Annotated in this window: 23 protein-coding genes; 13 read left to right on the forward strand and 10 right to left on the reverse strand. The window is 57.6% G+C overall.

Annotation, left to right across the window (positions count from 1 at the left end; genetic code table 11):
• Window positions 1-23 precede the first annotated feature (23 nt).
• Window positions 24-821 carry a creatininase family protein gene (locus tag FY156_13030; protein UXS02323.1) on the forward strand — a complete coding sequence of 266 codons (798 nt, stop codon included), beginning with the start codon at window positions 24-26 and terminating at the stop codon, window positions 819-821.
• Between the two features lie 10 nt (window positions 822-831).
• Here the strand turns inward: FY156_13030 and FY156_13035 are convergent, their stop codons facing one another.
• Window positions 832-1,791, reverse strand: a complete 960-nt coding sequence (locus tag FY156_13035; protein ID UXS02324.1) for a LysR family transcriptional regulator — start codon at window positions 1,789-1,791, stop codon at window positions 832-834.
• A 186-nt stretch (window positions 1,792-1,977) separates the two neighbouring features.
• Between FY156_13035 and FY156_13040 the strand changes: the two genes are divergently transcribed.
• The 7 genes from FY156_13040 (at window position 1,978) to FY156_13070 (ending at window position 9,046) form a co-directional block, all read left to right on the forward strand.
• On the forward strand, window positions 1,978-2,994 hold the full coding sequence (locus tag FY156_13040; protein UXS02325.1) for an ABC transporter substrate-binding protein: 1,017 nt from the start codon (window positions 1,978-1,980) through the stop codon (window positions 2,992-2,994).
• Window positions 2,995-3,059: 65 nt separating this feature from the next.
• Window positions 3,060-3,884 carry an ABC transporter ATP-binding protein gene (locus FY156_13045; GenBank protein ID UXS02326.1) on the forward strand — a complete coding sequence of 275 codons (825 nt, stop codon included), beginning with the start codon at window positions 3,060-3,062 and terminating at the stop codon, window positions 3,882-3,884.
• Entirely contained in the window at window positions 3,884-4,729 is an 846-nt protein-coding gene (locus FY156_13050) for an ABC transporter permease (protein UXS02327.1), read from the forward strand. Before FY156_13045 ends, FY156_13050 begins: the two co-directional genes overlap by 1 nt.
• On the forward strand, window positions 4,729-6,042 hold the full coding sequence (locus FY156_13055; GenBank protein UXS02328.1) for a cytosine deaminase: 1,314 nt from the start codon (window positions 4,729-4,731) through the stop codon (window positions 6,040-6,042). The genes FY156_13050 and FY156_13055 overlap by 1 nt, the downstream gene beginning before the upstream one ends.
• A gap of 1 nt (window position 6,043) precedes the next feature.
• The gene (locus FY156_13060; protein UXS03144.1) at window positions 6,044-7,459 is read left to right on the forward strand and encodes an FAD-binding oxidoreductase; all 1,416 of its coding nucleotides are present in this window, start codon (window positions 6,044-6,046) and stop codon (window positions 7,457-7,459) included.
• Between the two features lie 222 nt (window positions 7,460-7,681).
• Complete coding sequence (locus tag FY156_13065; GenBank protein UXS02329.1) at window positions 7,682-8,263, forward strand: NAD(P)H-dependent oxidoreductase; 582 nt, start codon at window positions 7,682-7,684, stop codon at window positions 8,261-8,263.
• A gap of 198 nt (window positions 8,264-8,461) precedes the next feature.
• Window positions 8,462-9,046 carry a transglycosylase SLT domain-containing protein gene (locus FY156_13070; GenBank protein ID UXS02330.1) on the forward strand — a complete coding sequence of 195 codons (585 nt, stop codon included), beginning with the start codon at window positions 8,462-8,464 and terminating at the stop codon, window positions 9,044-9,046.
• A 66-nt stretch (window positions 9,047-9,112) separates the two neighbouring features.
• On the opposite strand, the gene FY156_13075 is transcribed toward FY156_13070, so the two are convergent.
• The 6 genes from FY156_13075 to FY156_13100 all read right to left on the reverse strand — a co-directional run bounded on the left by FY156_13075 (window position 9,113) and on the right by FY156_13100 (window position 13,706).
• Window positions 9,113-9,496, reverse strand: coding sequence for a RidA family protein (locus tag FY156_13075; protein UXS03145.1), 384 nt, complete (start codon window positions 9,494-9,496; stop codon window positions 9,113-9,115).
• Between the two features lie 89 nt (window positions 9,497-9,585).
• Window positions 9,586-10,200, reverse strand: coding sequence for an alpha/beta hydrolase (locus FY156_13080; protein UXS02331.1), 615 nt, complete (start codon window positions 10,198-10,200; stop codon window positions 9,586-9,588).
• Window positions 10,201-10,330: 130 nt separating this feature from the next.
• On the reverse strand, window positions 10,331-11,275 hold the full coding sequence (locus FY156_13085; protein ID UXS02332.1) for a ring-cleaving dioxygenase: 945 nt from the start codon (window positions 11,273-11,275) through the stop codon (window positions 10,331-10,333).
• Window positions 11,276-11,432: 157 nt separating this feature from the next.
• Entirely contained in the window at window positions 11,433-12,503 is a 1,071-nt protein-coding gene (locus FY156_13090; GenBank protein ID UXS02333.1) for a siderophore-interacting protein, read from the reverse strand.
• A 78-nt stretch (window positions 12,504-12,581) separates the two neighbouring features.
• Entirely contained in the window at window positions 12,582-13,295 is a 714-nt protein-coding gene (gene ung / locus FY156_13095; protein UXS02334.1) for a uracil-DNA glycosylase, read from the reverse strand.
• 15 nt (window positions 13,296-13,310) lie between these two features.
• A complete protein-coding gene (locus FY156_13100) occupies window positions 13,311-13,706 on the reverse strand; it encodes a lactoylglutathione lyase (GenBank protein UXS02335.1) in 396 nt (131 codons plus the stop codon).
• Window positions 13,707-13,897: 191 nt separating this feature from the next.
• Between FY156_13100 and FY156_13105 the strand changes: the two genes are divergently transcribed.
• The gene (locus tag FY156_13105; protein ID UXS02336.1) at window positions 13,898-14,260 is read left to right on the forward strand and encodes a DUF454 domain-containing protein; all 363 of its coding nucleotides are present in this window, start codon (window positions 13,898-13,900) and stop codon (window positions 14,258-14,260) included.
• Between the two features lie 26 nt (window positions 14,261-14,286).
• Here FY156_13105 and FY156_13110 read toward each other — a convergent pair whose 3' ends face one another.
• The 3 genes from FY156_13110 to FY156_13120 are packed head-to-tail and all read right to left on the reverse strand — an operon-like array spanning window position 14,287 to window position 17,044.
• On the reverse strand, window positions 14,287-15,069 hold the full coding sequence (locus FY156_13110; protein ID UXS02337.1) for a heme ABC transporter ATP-binding protein: 783 nt from the start codon (window positions 15,067-15,069) through the stop codon (window positions 14,287-14,289).
• Complete coding sequence (locus tag FY156_13115; protein UXS02338.1) at window positions 15,069-16,154, reverse strand: iron ABC transporter permease; 1,086 nt, start codon at window positions 16,152-16,154, stop codon at window positions 15,069-15,071. Before FY156_13115 ends, FY156_13110 begins: the two co-directional genes overlap by 1 nt.
• Window positions 16,151-17,044, reverse strand: coding sequence for a hemin ABC transporter substrate-binding protein (locus FY156_13120; GenBank protein UXS02339.1), 894 nt, complete (start codon window positions 17,042-17,044; stop codon window positions 16,151-16,153). Before FY156_13120 ends, FY156_13115 begins: the two co-directional genes overlap by 4 nt.
• A 188-nt stretch (window positions 17,045-17,232) precedes the next feature.
• Between FY156_13120 and FY156_13125 the strand changes: the two genes are divergently transcribed.
• The 4 genes from FY156_13125 (at window position 17,233) to purU (ending at window position 20,107) form a co-directional block, all read left to right on the forward strand.
• Window positions 17,233-17,580, forward strand: a complete 348-nt coding sequence (locus FY156_13125) for an antibiotic biosynthesis monooxygenase (protein UXS02340.1) — start codon at window positions 17,233-17,235, stop codon at window positions 17,578-17,580.
• A 10-nt stretch (window positions 17,581-17,590) separates the two neighbouring features.
• Window positions 17,591-18,115 carry a heme utilization cystosolic carrier protein HutX gene (gene hutX, locus FY156_13130; protein UXS02341.1) on the forward strand — a complete coding sequence of 175 codons (525 nt, stop codon included), beginning with the start codon at window positions 17,591-17,593 and terminating at the stop codon, window positions 18,113-18,115.
• Window positions 18,116-18,251: 136 nt separating this feature from the next.
• A complete protein-coding gene (locus tag FY156_13135; GenBank protein ID UXS02342.1) occupies window positions 18,252-19,028 on the forward strand; it encodes an META domain-containing protein in 777 nt (258 codons plus the stop codon).
• 194 nt (window positions 19,029-19,222) lie between these two features.
• Window positions 19,223-20,107, forward strand: coding sequence for a formyltetrahydrofolate deformylase (gene purU / locus FY156_13140; protein ID UXS02343.1), 885 nt, complete (start codon window positions 19,223-19,225; stop codon window positions 20,105-20,107).
• Window positions 20,108-20,111: the final 4 nt, after the last annotated feature.

A 20,111-nucleotide genomic window follows, 5' to 3' on the forward strand; every position in this document is an offset into this window, starting at 1 on the left:
ACGACAACGGAGCGACAGACATCATGGCGACGGCTTTCTACTGGAACGAACTGAACACGCTGGATTTTGCAACGCTCGACCCGGAAAATACCGTTGCCATCCTGCCGATCGCCTCGACAGAACAACATGGTCCGCATTTGCCCGTCGCCACCGACGTCGCAATCGCCGAGGGCATGCTCTCGGAGTTTCGTGTCCAGAAACCTGCCGATTTGGCGGCACTGGTTCTGCCCACACAGCAGATCGGCAAGGCAAACGAACATATCTACGGACCCGGCACGCTTTCCTTCGATGCAGACCTTCTGATCCGCATGTGGACCTCAATAGGTCAGAAGGTTTCGGAAGCGGGCGTCAAGAAGATGGTCATCGTCAATTCCCATGGCGGTAATGTCGACATCATGAGCATCGTCGGGCGAGAACTGCGTGTGCGATACGGCATGGCAGTGGTCGGCACCCAATGGGGGCGCTTCGGCCATCCGGAAGGGCTGATTGGTGAGCATGAAATGAAATTCGGCATTCATGGTGGCGAGGTCGAGACATCACTGATGCTGCATTTTCGTCCTGAACTGGTGCGAATGGAAAAGGCGCAGAATTTCACATCGAAGGCCGAGTGGCAGAAAGAGCGCTCACGTTTCATCCAGCCGCTGCCACCACATGCCCTGGCCTGGATCGCCCACGACCTGAACGACAATGGCGTTGTCGGCGATGCATCGAAGGGAACCGCAGCCAAGGGCGAAGCGATCTGCAAACATCAGGTTTCCGGCTTCATCGAACTCTTGCGCGATCTCGCGAGTTACCCACTTTCGGCGCTCTATTCCCGCTAAAACAAGGTCTTCAACCCGCCTGTTCGCGTTGTTTGTCCTGCAAGGGCACATGTCCCTGCTTTTGCAGATCGGCAACCAGCGCCGAAAGCTCGGACAACAGGAATTCCACATAAAGGCTCGCCGCTGTATCGAGCGTCGAGCGTGAGCGGGCAAACAGCTTCATCGGCTGATGGCGCATGTGCGGTGTCGAAAATGGCCGAAACACCAATTCCCCACGCTTGCATTCGAGATAGACATCGAGCGGGTTGAGAAGTGTCAGCCCGGAGCCCGAGCGCACAAGCTGCTTCATCAACTCCACCGAATTGGTTTCCAGCAGCGGCTCAACCTGCATTGGCAACGGAGCCAGCACAAGATTGATGACATTGCGAAGGCTCGTGCCCGGCTGCGACAGAACCATCTTTTCGTGCACGATATCGGTGAGATCGAGGCTCTGGCGTTCGGCCAAAGGGTGATCGGGCGGCAGTACCACACCAACGGGCACATCGAACAAGGCAAGTGTGCGCAGTCCCGGTGCGGCCGGAATGTTGAAACCAAGGCCGATATCCGCCTCCCCCGTCAACACCGGATTAACAGTCGGCGTGCCGCTGTCATTGTGAAGCAGAACCCGTACGCGCGGATGTTTTTCGAGAAAATTGTGCAGGATCGCCGTTAACGGGCCGGCGGCAAGACCGGTAGTCGCCACCATTGTCACTTTTCCCGCCTGCGGCATCTTGAGACCGCGAATGCGGGTCTCAAGCCTTTCATAATCCTTCAGCACCTCGCGGATATGTTCGATGCACAACTCGCCTGCAGCCGTCAGTTTAAGGCCGCGTGGCAACCGTTCGAAAATAGGTGCACCGAACTCCTCTTCGATCGCGAGGATCTGCCGGTTAACGGCCGAGGACGCAACGTTGAGACGTGCTGCCGCCTTGCGGATGGAACCGCAGCGCACGATCTCGTCGATATATTGCAGCTTGCGCGAATGAAGCACGGCGGATCAACTCTGCATAAATTTTGACCGTATCGCATCATTTGTACGCTGACATTCAAACGATGCTTTTAAGGCATCAATGTGCACGAATTTTGATGCTTTTCAATGCGCGATACGCACGATCAAATGAAGACAACAAAACAGGCTCTCACGATGCCGCAAGGTTTAACAGGGGAACAACAAGACATGACCAATGGATTGACGAAAAACGTGTTTCTGGCGGGCATGGCGCTTTGTGGCTCCATTGCCGCAACGGCGCCGGCACTGGCGCTGGACGAAGTTTCCTACGGCACCAACTGGCTGGCACAGGCGGAGCACGGCGGCTTTTACCAGGCCGTTGCCGACGGAACTTACGAGAAACACGGCCTGAAAGTCACCATCGTTCAGGGTGGCCCGAATGCCGCCAACCGTTCACTGCTGATCGCCGGCAAGGTGACCTTCTACATGGGCGGCCAGCTTGGCGATATGGACGCGGTGAAGGAAGGCATCCCGCTGACCAGCGTCGCCTCCATTTTCCAGAAAGATCCGCAGGTGCTTCTCGCCCACCCGGATGCCGGCGTCGAGAAATTCGAAGATCTTGCCAAGCTCGACACCATCTTCATGGGTAAGGAAGGCTATGCCACCTATTTCGAATGGATGAAGAAGAACTACCCCGGCTTCAAGGACGAGCAATACAAGCCCTATACCTTCAATGCCGGCCCCTTCATCACCAACAAGGCATCCGCACAGCAGGGCTATCTGACGTCTGAGCCACACGAAATCGAAAAGCAGGCGGGCTGGGCACCAAAAGTCTTCCTGCTGGCAGATGCGGGCTTCACGCCCTATTCGACGATGATTACCGCGCAGACCAAGACGGTCGAAGAAAACCCCGAGATGGTGCAGCGCTTCGTCGATGCCTCGCTCGAAGGCTGGTACAACTACCTCTACGGCGACAACAAGGCTGCCAACGACCTCATCAAGAAAGACAATCCGGAGATGACGGACGAGCAGATCGCCTTCTCCATCGCCAAGATGAAGGAATACGGCATTCTTGAATCCGGCGACGCGCTTGAAAAGGGCATCGGATGCATTACCGACGACCGGTACAAGGCTTTCTTCGATGCAGTCGTGAAAATCGGCCTGGAGCCTGCCGATCTGGACTACAAAAAAGCCTACACGACGAAATTCGTCTGCAAGGGCGTCGGCATGGCGCTGAAGAAATAAGACTAGCCTGACCCGCCGCGTCCCAACGTGGCGGGTCTGTCCGGCATCACAATTCCAGAGTGAAGATGAGCGTTTCGTCCCCAGCCGCCACAAGCCTTCCGGCAGAATCCCGCAAGCGGCCTCTGGTCGTCATGAAGTCCGTTTCGAAGACCTTTTCCTCGGGTACAGTGGCCCTGTCCCATATGGATCTGACGGTTGAAGGCGGTGAATTCGTCAGCCTGCTCGGCCCATCCGGATGTGGCAAATCGACGGCGCTGCGCATCATCGCCGGTCTTGGTGACGTTACCACCGGTTCGATCGACTGGCCAAGCTCTCGTATCAACTCAAGGGGTTTGCCGGAGGGCGATATCAGCTTCGTGTTTCAGGAACCGACGCTGATGCCCTGGCAGACGGTATTCGGCAACGTGTATCTGCCGCTGAAACTACGTGGCGTGTCCAAGGCCGCCGCCCGAGAAGAAATCATGAAAACGCTGGCGACGGTCGGCCTGCAGGACTTTGCCGACGCCTACCCTCGCGAACTTTCCGGCGGCATGAAAATGCGGGTTTCCATTGCCCGCGCACTGGTGACCAAGCCCAAGCTGCTGCTCATGGACGAGCCCTTTGCGGCACTGGACGAGATCACCCGCCAGAAATTGAATGACGACGTGCTGAGGCTTTGGCGTGAGACCGGCATCACCGTCATCTTCGTTACCCATTCCGTTTATGAGTCTGCCTATCTGTCCAACCGCATCGTGGTGATGAAAGCTCGCCCCGGCCGCGTTCATGCCGATTTTCCGCTGGTGACAGCCATGGAGCGCGACGCCCATTACCGCACCTCGGAAGACTATCGCCTCGCCTGCGAAAAGGTTTCCACCATGCTTCTCGAAGCCATTGGCAACGGAGAACACTGATGTCCGCAACGCAGGAAGCGGCATTGCCGCAAGCAAAAGAAAAAAGCTTCCTTGAACGGCGTGGTGAACTCATTCTGCGAACGCTGGTCCCGATCGGTGTCGTCGCTGTGCTGGTTCTTGTCTGGTATGTGGGCGTCAAGGTCAGCGGCGTACCACCCTATATTCTGCCAGGCCCGGCGGCCGTCGTCGCCTCGCTCTTCAATGACTGGGGAACACTCGCCCCTGCCTTCTGGGTCACAACGAAGATCACCATGGCCTCGCTCGCACTGGCGCTGGCCGGCGGGGTCGGTATCGCCATCTTCCTGGTGCAATCGCGCTGGATCGAGATCGCCTTTTACCCGATTACCGTCATTCTTCAGGTAACCCCCATCGTTGCGATCGCACCGCTGATCCTGATCTATGCACCGAGCACCCAGGTCGCGCTGTTGATCTGTGCTTTCCTGGTCGCGTTTTTCCCGATCCTCTCCAACATGGTGCAGGGCTTGAAAAGCGTCGACCACAATCTTCTGAACCTCTTTGACCTCTACGGCGCATCCCGCTGGCAGACATTGCTTTATCTGAAACTGCCTGCTTCCCTGCCCTACTTCATGACGGGCCTGAGGATCGGCGGTGGACTGGCGTTGATCGCTGCCGTGGTTGCCGAGTTCGCGGCCGGATCGGCTGGTGCAGGTTCAGGGCTGGCCTTCCGCCTGCTGGAATCGCAATATCGCATGAATATTCCGCGCCTCTTCGCGGCACTTCTTCTGCTTTCCTGTCTTGGCGTAGCGATTTTCGCCATCACCTCCTTCATCTCATGGCTTTCATTGCACCGGTGGCATGAAAGCAGCCTGAAACGGGAAAACTGATGACTGCCGCCTTCATGACATTGCCCGATGCATCAGCCTTCGCTCTGACCAACGCCACCTTGCCTGCCGTGACGGTAGAAGGCTTCGAAGCGCGCGAGCGTGAGGGCCTTGTAAGCGCCGACCTGGTCATCGACGGGGGAAAGATCGCGGCAATCCTTCCGCCTGGCATGACGCCCGCCGATCTGCCGAAAGCCGATCTGCGCGACGGCATGGTCTGGCCCTGCCTTGTCGAGATGCACACCCATATCGACAAAGGTCATATCTGGGATCGCCGTCGCAATCCTGATGGCACGTTCATGGGTGCGTTGGACAATGTGCGAGCCGACCGTGAGGCAAACTGGTCTGCCGAAGATGTGCGAACCCGTATGGAGTTTTCGCTGCGTTCGGCTTATGCGCATGGCACAAAGCTGTTGCGCACCCATCTTGACAGTATAGCGCCCCAGCACCGTATTTCCTTCGAGGTTTTCGCTGAAGTGCAGGATGACTGGAAGGACCGGATCGCGCTTCAGGCCGTAGCTCTGTTTCCGACCGACCAGATTTTCGACGAGCGCTACTTCAACGATCTTGTGTCTGTGGTGAAACGTCACGGCGGCCTGCTTGGCGGTGTGCCGCAGATGTCTCCTGATCTCGACGCACGCCTCGATCTCCTCTTCCGCACGGCTGCTGACAACAGCCTCGATATCGACCTGCATGTGGACGAGACAGAAGACAGGCAGGTTCTGGCACTGAAAGCTGTGGCCGAGGCAAAACTTCGCAACGGCTTCGAGGGGGCGGTCACCGTTGGTCATTGCTGCTCGCTGGCGCGACAGGACGACGACGTCGCGAAAGCCGTAATCGACAAGGTCGCTGAGGCTGGCCTGAATGTCGTGTCGCTACCGATGTGCAACATGTATCTGCAGGATCGCCATGAAGGCCGCACACCTCGATGGCGCGGCGTGACCTTGTTCAAGGAGCTGGCTGCGGCCGGTGTCAGAACCGCCGTTTCCTCCGATAACACGCGCGACCCTTTCTATGCCTATGGCGACCTGGACCCGGTGGAGGTGTTCCGTGAAGCGGTGCGCATCCTGCATCTCGACCATCCGCTCGACGATGCCGCGCGTATTGTCACCACCTCGCCTGCCGACAGTCTCGGCCGCGCCGATATCGGTCGTATCCGCGTAGGCAGCCCCGCCGATCTCGTATTGTTCAGCGCGAGGCGTTGGAGCGAATTTCTTTCCCGTCCGCAGGCTGACCGCATCGTGATGCGGAATGGCATGGGCATCGACCGTCGCCTGCCGGATTACCGTGACCTTGACCCTATACTGGACCGATAAGATGGTAGACTACGCCAAGATCAAGCAGGAGCTGGAAGGCATCGCCGTTGAGGACAACCCAGCGCTGGTGAGACAGAAAAGCCGCGATTTCTACTGGTATTCACCGGTGCTGAAAGCCCAGCTCGACAACGTGATCGGCGACCTCATTGTCACCCCGACAAGCGAGGAGGAGGTGATCCGCATCCTGAAAGTGGCCTTCGCACATGGCGCACCGGTCACGCCGCGCGGCACGGGAACGGGCAACTACGGTCAAGCCATGCCGCTCTCCGGCGGTATCGTCCTGAACATGGCGGGCATGAACAAGATCAAGGAAATCAAGCCGGGTCGCGTCATTTGCGAGCCTGGCATCGTGATTGCCGAACTCGACAAGCAGACGAAAGCGCATTCCGGCCAGGAGCTGCGCTTCCACCCATCTACAAAGCAGACAGCCACGATCGGCGGTTTCATTGCTGGCGGATCGGGTGGCGTTGGCTCGATCACCTGGGGTGGGCTGCGCGACCTTGGCAATATCCTGCGCCTGCGGGTCGTGACCATGGAAGCCGAACCACGCGTACTCGATCTCACCGCCTGGGATCTGCAGAAGGTCAGCCACGCCTATGGCACCAACGGCATCATCACCGAAGTCGAGATGCCGCTTGCCACCGCCTATGACTGGGTGGACGTGATTGTCGGTTACGACGACTACATGGACGCGGTAAAATTTGCCGACGCGCTGGCTCATAAGAACGGCATTCTTCTCAAGGAAATCGCGCCGATCGCAGCCCCAATTCCTTTCGACTATTTCAATCGCCACAAGCCTTGGCTGAAGGAGGGGCAGTCGGTGGTGGTGCTCATGGTAGCACCGCATTCCATCGAGCCGTTCGTTGCCTTTACCGAAAGAATGAAGGGCGATATCCGTTTCCGCTCGGACACGGTCGAGAGCATGAAGGGCATTCCGCACGCCTATGAGCTGGCCTGGAACCACACCACGCTACGCGCCCTGAAGATCGATCCGTCCTGGACCTATCTGCAAGTGCAGTATCCTGGTCCGGATCACGTGGAAAAGGTCCGCAAAATGACTGAGATCTTCGGCGACGAAGTGATCGGCCATCTGGAGTTCATCAAGTTCGACGGCCACATCCAGTGCTCCGGCCTGCCATTGGTCCGCTACACCACGGAAGAACGCCTGGAAGAGATCATTCGCATCCATGAACAGAATGGCTGCCCGATCTTCAATCCGCATCGTTACACGCTGGAAGAAGGCGGCATGAAGCAGACGGACAAGGTGCAGCTTGCCTTCAAGAAGGAAACTGATCCCAAGGGCCTTCTGAACCCTGGCAAGATGATCGCCTGGGAAAATCCGAACTTTGATTTCAAGGCTGGAACCAATTACCTTTTCCCGGGACTTTCCGCCTTTGCGGAAGCACAGGAGGCCTGAGAAACAGGTAACGGCAACCACATATATTTCTTCCGAAGGTACTCCCGAACCCTCGCTCAACAGGCGCGGGTTTCGCACCTGACAAATGGTGGGGTGAACGGCGATGCGAAAAGAGCAAGATGCTCGAACAGCGGATCGTCATTTATCAGGAAAACGGCGCGGAAAAGTTTTCAACCTCATGCCGGGACGATGTTCGCCCGGCTGATGACATGGAGCTTTGTCATGCGCGTTCTCGTACTGCATTCACACCCGCTGGAAGAGAGTTATGGGCGGGCGCTTTTTCACCAGACTTGCGAAAGCCTGAAAAAAGCGGGCCACGATGTCGATGCCTGCAATCTCTATGAGGAGCGTTTTGACCCTGTTCTGTCCGCACACGACCGGCGCGTCTATCATGACGTTCCTCAAAACGCCGATCTGGTGCGGTCCTATTGCGAAAGGCTGCTTGCGGCCGAAGGGCTGGTGATCTGCACACCGGTCTGGAATTTCGGTTTCCCGGCAATGCTCAAAGGCTATTTCGATCGCGTATGGCTGCCAGGTGTATCCTTTGCGTTGCAGGATGGCAGGCTGACGCCAACGCTCCGACATATCCGCAAACTCGCAGCTGTCATGACCTATGGCGCCACACCCATGCGCGCCTTTCTGGCCGGCAACCCACCCAAACGCATCGTCAAGCGTGTACTTCGCGGGCAGATAAAGCTCGGCGCCCCGGTCAGATTTCTCGCGCACTACGACATGAACAATTGCACCGCCGAGACCCGCTCTGCCTTCATGGAAAAGGTCAAACGGGAAATGGAGCATTTCTGACGGAGCGGAGGAGACCGCTATCGGGAGCGTGAAAGAAGGCAGATGTAACCTCGCACTCCACGCTTTCGCCCTTTCCCCGACACAAGGATTTTCAGATGGTTAACAGATCCTCGATGCGCGGCATTTGAATTAACCTTGTCTTAAAACCCCACGTTAATCGTTACCAATTTAAAAACGACGGAACGAAAGGGTTCCGTGATGCGTGGCGTATTTGCCGTTGTTCTGCTGATGACTGTTCTGGCTGGCTGCGCGACAGCGCCGTCCCAGATCACCAATGCCTGTGCAATCTTCGAGCAGCGGAACGGCATCTTCAACAACTGGCAACGAGACGCGAAAGCCGCAGAACGTGAGTTCGGTGTACCAGTCCCGGTCATGATGGCGACGATTTATACCGAATCCAGCTTCCGGCCTTATGCTCGCCCGCCACGCACCAAGCTTCTTGGCTTCATTCCGTGGAAACGCCAATCGACAGCCTACGGATACGCACAGGCACTGGATGGTACGTGGGAAGTCTACAAGCGCGAGACGGGACGCTGGTCCGCCAGCCGCACCGATTTTACCGATGCCATTCACTTTGTCGGCTGGTATCACGCCAAGAGCCGCCGTGAGAACGGCATCGCGCTGAACGATCCCTACAACCTCTACCTCGCCTATTATTCCGGTCATGCCGGCTATTCGAAGGGAAGCTGGCGCAATAATTCCGGCGTCCAGAAAGCCGCTCGCCGTTCCGCCAATATGGCGATGCGTTACGAGTCCCAACTGCAGAAATGCGGCTATCGTTGATAGCAGCAGGGCGATCGTGTTGTGATCGCGAGGGCGGCTTGCGCCCTCAACGCTACGGCAAATTGATCAAACGACCTTGGCGGCCGTAACCTCCACTTCGACCAGAAACTCCGGGCGGGTAAATCCCGACACGATGATCAGCGTGGATACCGGCTTGGGGTCGAGCGTATAACGATCACGCACTGCCATATAGGGTGCAAAATCTTCTCGCTTCGTCACAAAACCAGAAATACGGATGACATCCGCAAAGGTCATGTCTGCGTCTTCGAGGATCGCCTTGATCGCTTCGAAACAAAGTTCGGCCTGAGCCGAGACATCAGCGGGAACGGCATCATCCAGACCAATGCCGAGTTGCCCGGAAGTGACCAGCAGCGACGCGCCAGGCGGCACCAGAAGACCATGATTGTAATTGCCGAAGGGCTTGCGCACGGACGGCGGATTGAAAGTCATTTTGCTCATGAAAAACTACCGGAACAGGGGGAGGAACTGTTCCGGCAGTATCGGCAAGGCGGGAGATCGTCGCAAGCCGAATATGAGTGTCAGGCCGAATAAGGCGCCACGAAATCGCGGATTGCGTCGATCTCGTTCGAACGGATCTCATGTCCGCCCGGATGCCAGATCGTTTCAACCGAACCACCCTGCGCTTTCAGATAGGTTTCAAGTGACTTTGTCAGAGGAACCGGGCAGATCGGATCACGCTCGCCGGCTGTCAGTAGTACCCGACGTGATGGTTTGGCGGCAGCCGGTTTTGGCGCGAACGGGATCAGCGGATGCATCAAAACCGCAGCATCGAAGAGATCGGGGTCTTCAATCAGCACATTGGCAAGAATGTTCGCACCATTCGAAAATCCGAGACCGATGACCGGTCCGGCCTGGTAGTGGTCACGGTTCGCTCTTACGAAATCAGCAAGTTTGGTCGTCGCACGCTGCAGGTCAATCATATCGTAGACGCCCTCTCCGGTTCGCCGGAAAAAGCGCGCCGCGCCATGTTCGGAAACATCTCCGAGTGGCGAAACAACCGTGGCCTGTGGCAAAAGCCGACTGCCAAAATCGAAAAACTGGTTTTCATCGCCACCCGTACCGTGCAGCACGATAAAAAGTGGTTGGCCCGCAGCCCCTGCCCGAGCTTTGTGAAAATAAGTGTCCTGGCCCATAAATAATATCCTTCCGTTTCCCGCCCCGATCGCTCAGGCTTGGCCACCCGTCCAGATGGCGCGCAGGCCCTCGGCCTAACCCGAGGGCGACGGTTTTCGTGTTTGTTTCCAACGATCGAAAAGCCGGTCCTTATGCCTCTTTTTCGTCGCCCAGCGGTTCGAGATGCTCTTCCAGAACGGAACGCAGATGCGCGTGCTGGGTCGGCAACTTCAGTGCTTCACCGAGATGGGCCGTGTCTTCGTCACGATCGAAACCCGGCTCGTTCGTTGCCACTTCGAACAACACACCGCCTGGTGTGCGGAAGTAGATGGCCCAGAAGTAATCGCGATCGATAACAGGCGTGACCTGATACCCCGTGTCCATCAGTGCCTTACGGACCTCGAGTTGCTTTTCGCGATTTTCGACAGCGAAGGCGATGTGATGCACCGAGCCCGCGCCGAGTTTGGCGCCGGAAATATTCGGCATGGTCTCGATATCGATGAAATCCGCACCATTGCCGCCGGGCATACCAAGACGCAACACGCCATCCTGACGATCAACTTCCTGATAACCCATGAACTTCAACAGCTCAGCGGTCGCACCTTCATCGCGCAGTCGAAGCGAGGCACCCTGGAAACCGCGGATTGCCTGATCTTCTCCGACGCCGTTGCCTGTCCACTGTGGACGCGCATCGTCGCGAACCTCAACAAGGGCAAAACCATCGCCATCAGGACCAGCAAAATGCAGGCGCCTGTTGCCGAAGGCCTCATCAGCCTTCAAGCCGTCAACACCAGCCTTGGAAAGGCGGTCCTGCCAGTATCCAAGTGAACCCTCGGGAACAGAAAACAGCGTGGTACCAACTTCGCCGGTGCCCGGACGTCCGCGAGCGATATGCGGGAACGGGAAATAGGTCATGACCGAGCCCGGCGTGCCGACTTCGTCACCGTAGTAGAGGTGATAGACATCCGGCGCGTCAAAGTTGACGGTCTTCTTGACCCGGCGAAGGCCAAGCGTATCGGTAAAGAAGCTGTTGTTCTGGCGCGCACTCGCAGCCATTGACGTGACGTGGTGCAAACCTTTGATCTGGTCAATCATAATAAACCCCTTTGGCTCACTGGCTCCCGAAACGGAGCCGTCCGTGTTTCATGAGCCAAAGATGGGGCAAGACGATCGGATCGTATAGAGAGAACAATCCGAACGGATTGTTCACAAAATAGCACCAAGCCGTAGCAGCAGTCTTGAACGCTGCCGTTCAGTGGTCGTCAGACGCACCCATCGTCCAATATCCGACAGACCGCAACGAGGCTTTGGGAATACCGACTTCATCCGTCAGAAATGCTTTGGCAGCACGTGCTTCGCTTTTTTCGCAGGCAACGAAAACATGCTGACCATCGTGGTTCTCTGCGAAGGCATGGCCGCGCAGAGCCTGCTCGATCAGACCCGATGTTCCCGCCGGCTTGCCACGACGATAGAGCCAGGTCCATTCGACGTCGGCAGCGCAGACGACATCCTGACGCTCTGCCTCGTTGTCAATCTCCGCATAGACGCTGAGCTTTTTACCAGCCGGCATCTCCGCCGCCATCCGCAACATCACCGGCAGCGCCGTCTCGTCACCAGCAAACACATAACGGTCGGCCTCCGGGCAAACACCACTGGCACCGATTATGCCGACAACATCGCCTGGTTTCGCCGTCGCACCAAAATGCGCACCCGGCATGTGGTCGCCCTCGTGCATGACGAAATCGATATGAACTTCACCACCCTCGATATCACCTGATCGGATCGTATAGATACGCCGGGTCAACAGATCATCGCCTTCCGGCCAGATGATTGCTCCGGTTTGGGAAAGATAAGGCCAGACCGGCGCACGGCCCTGGTCGGGAACCAGAAGCAATCGGACATGCATGCCGCTGGTGACCAGTTTCTCAATGCCGTTTTCGACAGACACCACCAGACGACGCATGTTGGGTGTCAGGTTATAGGCGCGTGCAATCTTGCCGACGAAGAGATTGGGCAATTCGCGCTGATCCGCGCCATGGCCGACCCAACGGAAATCGAGACCTGTCTCGCCGGAAAACTCAACGATATGCTCCGCCACCATGGCCTTTACGGACATCAGCACGTTTTCAGACACGCAGTTGACCCGCGCCGCAAACCGGCCGCCCTCCGCGCTGAAGCTGCCGTGACCGTATTCCGCCTTGAAACGAACCGTCGCGCCATCGCGGCGCATATCCATATGCTCGGCGAAATGGTCCTCAAAGGCATTTACGATGGCGAGCGGATCGGCGAGTGCAACAGAGGTTTCAGCGGATAGAAGAGACACGGAAAACAAATCCTTCACTTTGTAGTCCGGTTATCTTTAATGCCGACAACCGCAAAGCGCAAAGAGATTTATGAGCCTCTAAAGAAGGTTTTTTTCACCACCTGCCACATCGGGCAACTGCCAATCGATCGGCTCACGCCCATGCGACGCAAGAAACTCATTGGCCTTGGAGAAATGGTGATTACCGAAAAAGCCATTATGCGCAGAAAGTGGCGATGGATGTGGTGAGCGCAGCACCAGATGCTTCGCCTGATCTACGAAGGCAGCTTTTTTCTGGGCGTAGGAGCCCCACAGAAGGAAAACGACGTGATCACACTCGTCGTTGACGGCACGGATCACGGCATCCGTGAACTTTTCCCAGCCCTGGCCTTGATGGGACGCGGCGCGAGCCTCTTCAACCGTCAGAACGCTGTTGAGCAAAAGAACGCCCTGCCTTGCCCAGCTTTCCAGAAAACCGTGACGGACCGGGCGAATACCGAGATCGCTCTGCAGCTCCTTGTAGATATTCACCAGAGACGGCGGGATACGGACACCGGGCTGCACCGAGAAACAGAGCCCGTGCGCCTGTCCCTGACCGTGATAGGGGTCCTGCCCGAGTATGACGACCTTGACCTCGTCAAGCGGCGTGAGATCAAGCGCCCGGAAATATTCCGGGCCTTTGGGAAAGATATGTTTGCCAGCCGTTTTTTCGGCGAGCAGGAAGTCTTTCAGCTTCTGCATATAGGGGCTGGCAAATTCAGGCGAGAGAACGCGTTTCCAGCTTTCTTCCAGTTTGACGCCTGCTTCTGCCATGAAAGCCCCTCTTACTTACTTGAACCGGTTGCCGCGTTGCAGCACTTCAATCTTGTATCCATCCGGATCGCAGATGAAGAAATATTTTGCAAATGGAGCGCCTTTGTAATCGGCCTCGATGATCTTGCCAGCCGACAGGCCAAGCTCGGTAAAGCGTTGATGCTCGGCTTCCACATCTGCAACGCTGACAGCAAGATGACCGTAACCGTCGCCCAGAGCGTAAGGCACTTCTCGTCCCTTGTTGACCGTCAGTTCAAGCTCGAAATCGCCCTCGGCATTGCTGAGATAGATGAGAGTGAAATTCTCGAACTCGGCGCGTTCCGCAACCTCAAGTCCGAAAGCCTGCCTGTAAAACTCCACCGAACGTTTTTCGTCCAGCACCCGGACCATCGAGTGGATTAGCTTGGCCATGGTGTTTTCCTTCTTCTTACCGCGTCGTGGCCGGTTATGCTCCGGACATCGCGGCAACGGGATAAAGACAGAGTGAGGTGCTTTCAACCCTTAAAGACGTCAGGACAGTTGCATCCCCGCAGAACGTGATAACGCAAACGTCGCGAAATTCCACTATCATGAGTAGTGCGCTCATGATATCGGCATGACTTATGCGCCTCCTATATCTCTGTCTTGGCTGGCTTATGGTCGCAACCGGCATCGTCGGCGCGTTTCTTCCCGTTTTGCCGACCACACCCTTTCTGCTGCTTGCCTTGTGGTTCTTTTCGCGCTCCTCGCCGAAGCTCGAAAGATGGCTGCTCACCCATTCGAAATTCGGCCCGCCATTAAGGCAGTGGAAGGAAAAGGGTGCAATTGCCCGAAAAGCGAAAATTGCTGCAATATCAGCTATGTCCGTGAGCTATACCGCTTTCTGGTTTTTGAGCGATCCGCCACCGCTGCGTGCCTTACTGGTTGGCGCCGTGATGCTGGGCTCCGGACTTTTCATCATCACCCGGCCAGACCCGGACGCTTGAGCGTGCCGCCGGGCGGCAGCACTCCCTCAGCGATGCCGCGACTGTGGTAGTACGTAGGGGATATGAGCGGCGGGCAGCCGTCCGACAACACCACCAATGCCGTAAACCCGCGCGATCGTATCGTCGCTGATCGTCTCGAAGGACGGCCCGCTGGCTGTGACCCGCCCGTCGTGCATGACGATAAGTTGATCGGCAAACTCCGCCGCAAGATTGAGGTCATGGAGGATAGCAAGAACCAGGCCGCCTGCCGAAGCAAAATCGCGCGCCGTTTCCAGCACCGCGATCTGATGGCCAATATCGAGGCTGGCGGTCGGCTCGTCCAGAAACAGGGCGCGAACCTCGCCATTTTCGACCGGATTGGGAACCTGCGCCAAAGCGCGGGCAAATTGCACCCGCTGTTGCTCGCCTCCAGAGAGAACATTGTAGGATCGCTGCTCGAAGCCGCGAAGTCCGGCCTTGGCAAGCGCCCGTCGAGCCTGATCTTCCGGCTTCAGCGCGCCTTGCGCCACCGCTCCCATGCGGACGATTTCCAGCGCCGTGAAGGGGAAGGCAAGCTGCGTGTTCTGCGGCAACACAGCCCGGACCCGCGCCAGTTGCGCGGGCTTGTAGACCGAGATGTCGATATCGTTGTAAGCGACGACACCCTGGTCAGCGCGCATCTCACCTGAGAGCACCTTCATCAAGGTGGATTTTCCCGCCCCGTTCGGACCAATGATGACATTGACCTTACCTGGTTTCAGATCAACGCCGACACCATCCAGGAGACGGCGACCAGAGCGGATGAGCGTGATATTTTCAGCCCGGATCATCAAAGGTTCCTCATGAATGTGCCGCCACGACCAAGCAGCAGAAAGAGGAAGACAGGGGCGCCGATAAGCGCTGTCACAACGCCGATCGGCAGTTCGGCAGGTGCAGCAACGGTGCGGGCAAAACTATCCGCCAAAAGCAGAAGCGCGGCTCCGCCAAGCGCCGACGCTGGCAACAGAAAACGGTGGGATGGACCGATCGCCAACCGTAGCAGGTGCGGCACGACGATCCCGACGAAACCGATAGAACCTGCAGCGGCAACACTTGCGCCACAAGCCGCCGCAACCGCCAGAATGACGATGCGTTTCAGCTTCTGCACCGGAATACCCATGTGGAAGGCAGCGGCATCACCGAGGATTAGCGCATCCAGCCCCTTGGCAACGAAGGGGATGATCGCGAGGACGACGACGATAAAAGGTAAGGTTGCCAGCACTTTGGTCGGTGTCGAACCGCTGAGCGACCCGAGCGACCAGAAGGTGATGTCACGCAGCGCCCGATCGTCGGCGACGAAGATCATCAGTCCCGTCAGCGCACCACTGATGGCAGCAACTGCGATACCAGCCAGGATGAGCGTTGTGGTGGAGGTCGCACCATCCTTGGTCGCAATCAAATAAAGCACCCAGGTATTGAGGAGGCCTCCGAAAAACGCCATGAATGGCAGGAAATGCGGGCCGAAGAAAATGGCGACAGAGGCGAGTACGCCTTCACTCAGCGAAATGGCTGCAACGGCAAAAAGTGCGGCACCAGAAGTGACGCCGACGATACCGGGGTCTGCCAGAGGATTGCGGAAAAGTCCTTGCATCATCGCACCCGAGACGGCAAGTCCCGCCCCGATCAGCAGACCCAGTGCCGTGCGGGGCAATCGTACCGCTTCGAGAATGACCTTTTCGCGTGCGTCGAGCCCTGCTGCACCACCCGTCAGATACACCCAGAGTTCCTTGATCCCGACACCGGTCGGCCCGGTCACGAGCGACACGATACAGGAGACCACCAGAAGACAGACGAGCAGAACCAGAACGACGACCGCGCGTCGCGATCTGTCACCCGGTATATGCTCTTCGGCTGAACTCAAGGCGGCGACCGTCACGGCTTGATGACCTCAGGATAAAGCTTGCTCGCCAGTTCGCGACCGGCCGCTGGAGTGCGTGGACCAAAGCCGATCAGATAAAGCCCATCCATGCTGACGAGCGCCTTGTTGGCGGCGGCAGGTGTGGACTGGAATGCCGGCAGGGCAAAAATCTCGTTAGGGTTGGTGGCATGGCCACCACGCGACATGGTCAGCACCACATCGGGTGCTGCTGCGATAATGGCCTCATCGGTTAGTGGCTTGTAGCCGGAAATCTCCTGCGCAGCGTTGACGCCGCCTGCCATTTCGATGATCGCGCCAGCCTCGGTGTCCTTGCCCGCCGCCATTACGCGTCCACCGGCAGCGGAAAGCACGAAGAGAACGCGCTTCTTATCCTTGTCCGGCACAGATGAAATATCCTTGGCCAGCCCCTCGAGGGCAGCCTTTGTCTCGGCGGCCAGAGCCTTTGCCTTGCCCTGAAGACCGACGGCAGCGCCAACGTCTTCGATCTTCTTCGGAATGGCGTCTCCAACAGGAGGCGTATCCACCGTGACGAACGGCACTGCACTTGCCTTGAGAACAGCGATCACATCCGCAGGACCCGAACCATCTTCGGACAGGATAAGATCAGGTTGCTGGGACAGAATGCCCTCCGAGGAAAGCGCACGCATGTAGCCGATATCCGGCTTCGACATGGCGTCGGCTGGGTAGGAACTGGTGCTGTCGCGCGCCACGACACGATCCTGTGCGCCGAGCGCGTAGAGGATTTCCGTCACCGTACCGCCGACCGCAACGATGCGTTTTGCCTCCGGGTTCCCCTTGTCGGACGCCAGTGCGGCTGGCGCGGATGCCGCGATCACAGCGGGCAGAAAGGCAGCGAAAACGAAGGGGCGGAGGCGAGACGTCAGCATGGCAAAATCCTGAAAAAACGATGCGGCGCGACTTTCGTCACGCCTTTTAACTTGAGTTATTTGCACATGTTTATAATCCGCGCAATCTTTTAAGTGGAGTAAATTTGTTTCCTTTGTTGCTAGCCCCTTTTCAAGTGCGCAGGGTCCCGATATCCTGACTGAAACAGGAAGCTTAAAGGGAGAATTCCATGTTCATTGCCATGAACCGGTTTCGCGTCGTGCCGGGTTACGAAGATACGTTCGAAGCCATCTGGCGCGAGCGCAAGTCACATCTCAGCGAGTTGTCGGGCTACATCGAATTTCACATGCTGAAAGGCCCGAAGGCCGAAGACCACACGCTCTACGCGTCGCACACGGTCTGGGCCACCAAGGAAGACTTCCTGAACTGGACGAAATCTGAACAATTCCGCGCCGCCCACGCCAAGGCCGGCGAAAACCGCGGCAAGGTCGAATATCTGTCCGGTCCTCACTTCGAAGGTTTCGACGTCATCATTCACGAAGACAAGAACGGCGAACGCCGCTCGATCGCTGCGTGAGGCTGTAACGATGAGCGCTCTTGCCCAGGCAGCCGACGACCGTCAGGCGCGTGCCGCCGCAGCCCTCGCCGAAAAGCCGGATGGCATTGTCGAAGCGATCGCCGCCAAGGCCGAAGTAACACCGGCGGAAATTCTGGCAATTCTGCCGGAAGGCGCGGCAGTTTCCGCTCCAGCCGAAAAGTTCAACGATATCTGGAACGAAATCCGTAGCTGGGGCGAAGTCCTGATGATCGTGCAGACGCAGGATATCGTGCTCGAAGTTCCCGGCCATCTGCCGGAAGGAACGGAAGGCCACGGCTGGTTCAACATCCACGGCGATAGCCCGATCGGTGGCCACATCAAGAAGGATAGCTGCACGGCGATCACCTTTGTCGATCGCGGTTTCCATGGCCGACGCTCGTGTTCCGTCTGGTTCATGAACGCCGATGGCAAAGCCATGTTCAAGATCTTCGTCCGCCGCGACGAAAACAAGGAACTGCTTGCTGGCCAGCTCTCAAAGTTCGAAGCGTTGCGCGATACCTTCCGCGCTAACTAACGAACTCTTCGCAACCGCCGGGACACCCGGCGGTTTTTTTCTACCGGTTCATCCGTCGTTCAGCACCGTTTTTTATCATCCGCTGAAATGAGGTCGCCACGGCGGCCGATATCAGCACCAACTCGGAGCAAACACCATGAATGACCGCGTTTCCCTGCTTTCCCGCCGCAGTTTCACGGCACTCGCCGCCCTTGCCCCGCTGTTTGCCGCCGGTGGTGTCGCGGCAGCTCCCGCAAGCCTTAGAGGAACGGTTGCCTATCGTGAACGCATCGCCCTGCCGCCGGGCGCCACCGTGACCGTCCGGCTCATCGACGTCTCGCTGGCTGATGCGCCATCCCGTACCATTGCCGAAACAACAATTCGCCCACGCGGACAGGTTCCCGTGCCGTTCGTGCTTCGATACAACGACCGCGATATCCGCCCGCGCCGCTCCTATGCGCTGAGTGCGGAAATCCGCGATCGCGACCGCCTGCTGTTTACCACCACGACCCGCTATTCCGTACTGACGGGTGAACGTGATAACACCGACCTTGTCCTGCAGCGTGTGGCAGGTGGCCCGGACCGCCCCGAAACGGAAGCTGGCATCCAGGGCCGCTGGTTGGTTGAAGACATCAAGGGGGAACGCGTTCGCGGCCAGAAACAGGCGACGCTCGAAATCTCCAGAGAAGGCCGCGTCTCCGGCAATGCCGGTTGCAACGGCATCGGCGGCGAAGCCCGGATCAATCGCGACCGCATCGATTTCGGCCGTATGATTTCCACGCAGATGGCCTGCGCACCCGATATCATGCGGCAGGAACGGCAGTTCATCGACGCGCTTGAAGCGACCCGCTCCTTCCGTCTGGAAGCCCGACGCGGAACGCTGGAACTGCTCGACGGACGTGGTCGCCGCACCATGCGCCTGCGCCGCGCCTGAGAACACCCTTTGCACCGTGCTGGTCGGGACATTGCATGTCGTTTCCGGCACGGTGTGGCTGTCATTCGCACCTTATGAATTTGCTCTACCGCGCCGATGCGAAAGAGCGTTTCCATTTGGCACCAAAACGCTCTATGGAACGCGCCGGCCACTCTTGTCCGTTTGGGCCGCGAAGTTGTTGAGGAAAAAAGCGAATGACGACCTATGTTCTGACCGTAGCCTGCAAATCGACCCGCGGCATCGTCGCCGCGATTTCCGGCTATCTGGCGGAAAAGGGTTGCAACATCGTCGACAGCTCCCAGTTTGACGACTTGCAGACCGGCAAGTTCTTCATGCGCGTTTCCTTCATTTCGGAAGAAGGAGCAAGCCTGGAAGCAATCACCGACGGCTTCGCCCCGGTTGCCGAAAAATTTGGGATGGACGCCCGCATTTACAGCGACGGCCAGCGCGTGAAAACGTTGCTGATGGTGTCGCGCTTCGGCCATTGCCTAAACGACCTGCTCTATCGCTGGAAGATCGGCGCGTTGCCCATCGATATCGTCGGTGTTGTCTCAAACCACTTCGATTATCAGAAAGTCGTCGTCAATCACGACATTCCCTTCCACCACATCAAAGTAACGAAAGACAACAAGCCGAAGGCCGAAGCACAACTGATGGAACTCATCGAAAGCACCGGTACGGAGCTTGTGGTGCTGGCCCGTTACATGCAGGTGCTGTCCGACGAGATGTGCCGCAAGATGTCAGGCCAGATCATCAACATCCACCACTCCTTCCTCCCCTCGTTCAAGGGTGCCAACCCTTACAAGCAGGCGTACGAGCGCGGCGTGAAGCTGATTGGTGCAACCGCGCACTACGTCACCGCCGACCTCGACGAAGGCCCGATCATCGAACAGGAAACGGTACGCATTACCCACGCGCAGTCGGCCGAAGACTACGTTTCGTTGGGCCGCGATGTGGAAAGCCAGGTTCTGGCACGCGCCATTCACGCCCACATCCACCATCGCACCTTTATCAACGGCAACCGCACCGTCGTTTTCCCGCCGAGCCCGGGAAGCTACGCATCGGAGCGTATGGGCTGATAGA

The organism is Agrobacterium tumefaciens (assembly GCA_025559845.1).
In the GTDB taxonomy this organism is placed as follows: Bacteria; Pseudomonadota; Alphaproteobacteria; order Rhizobiales; family Rhizobiaceae; genus Agrobacterium.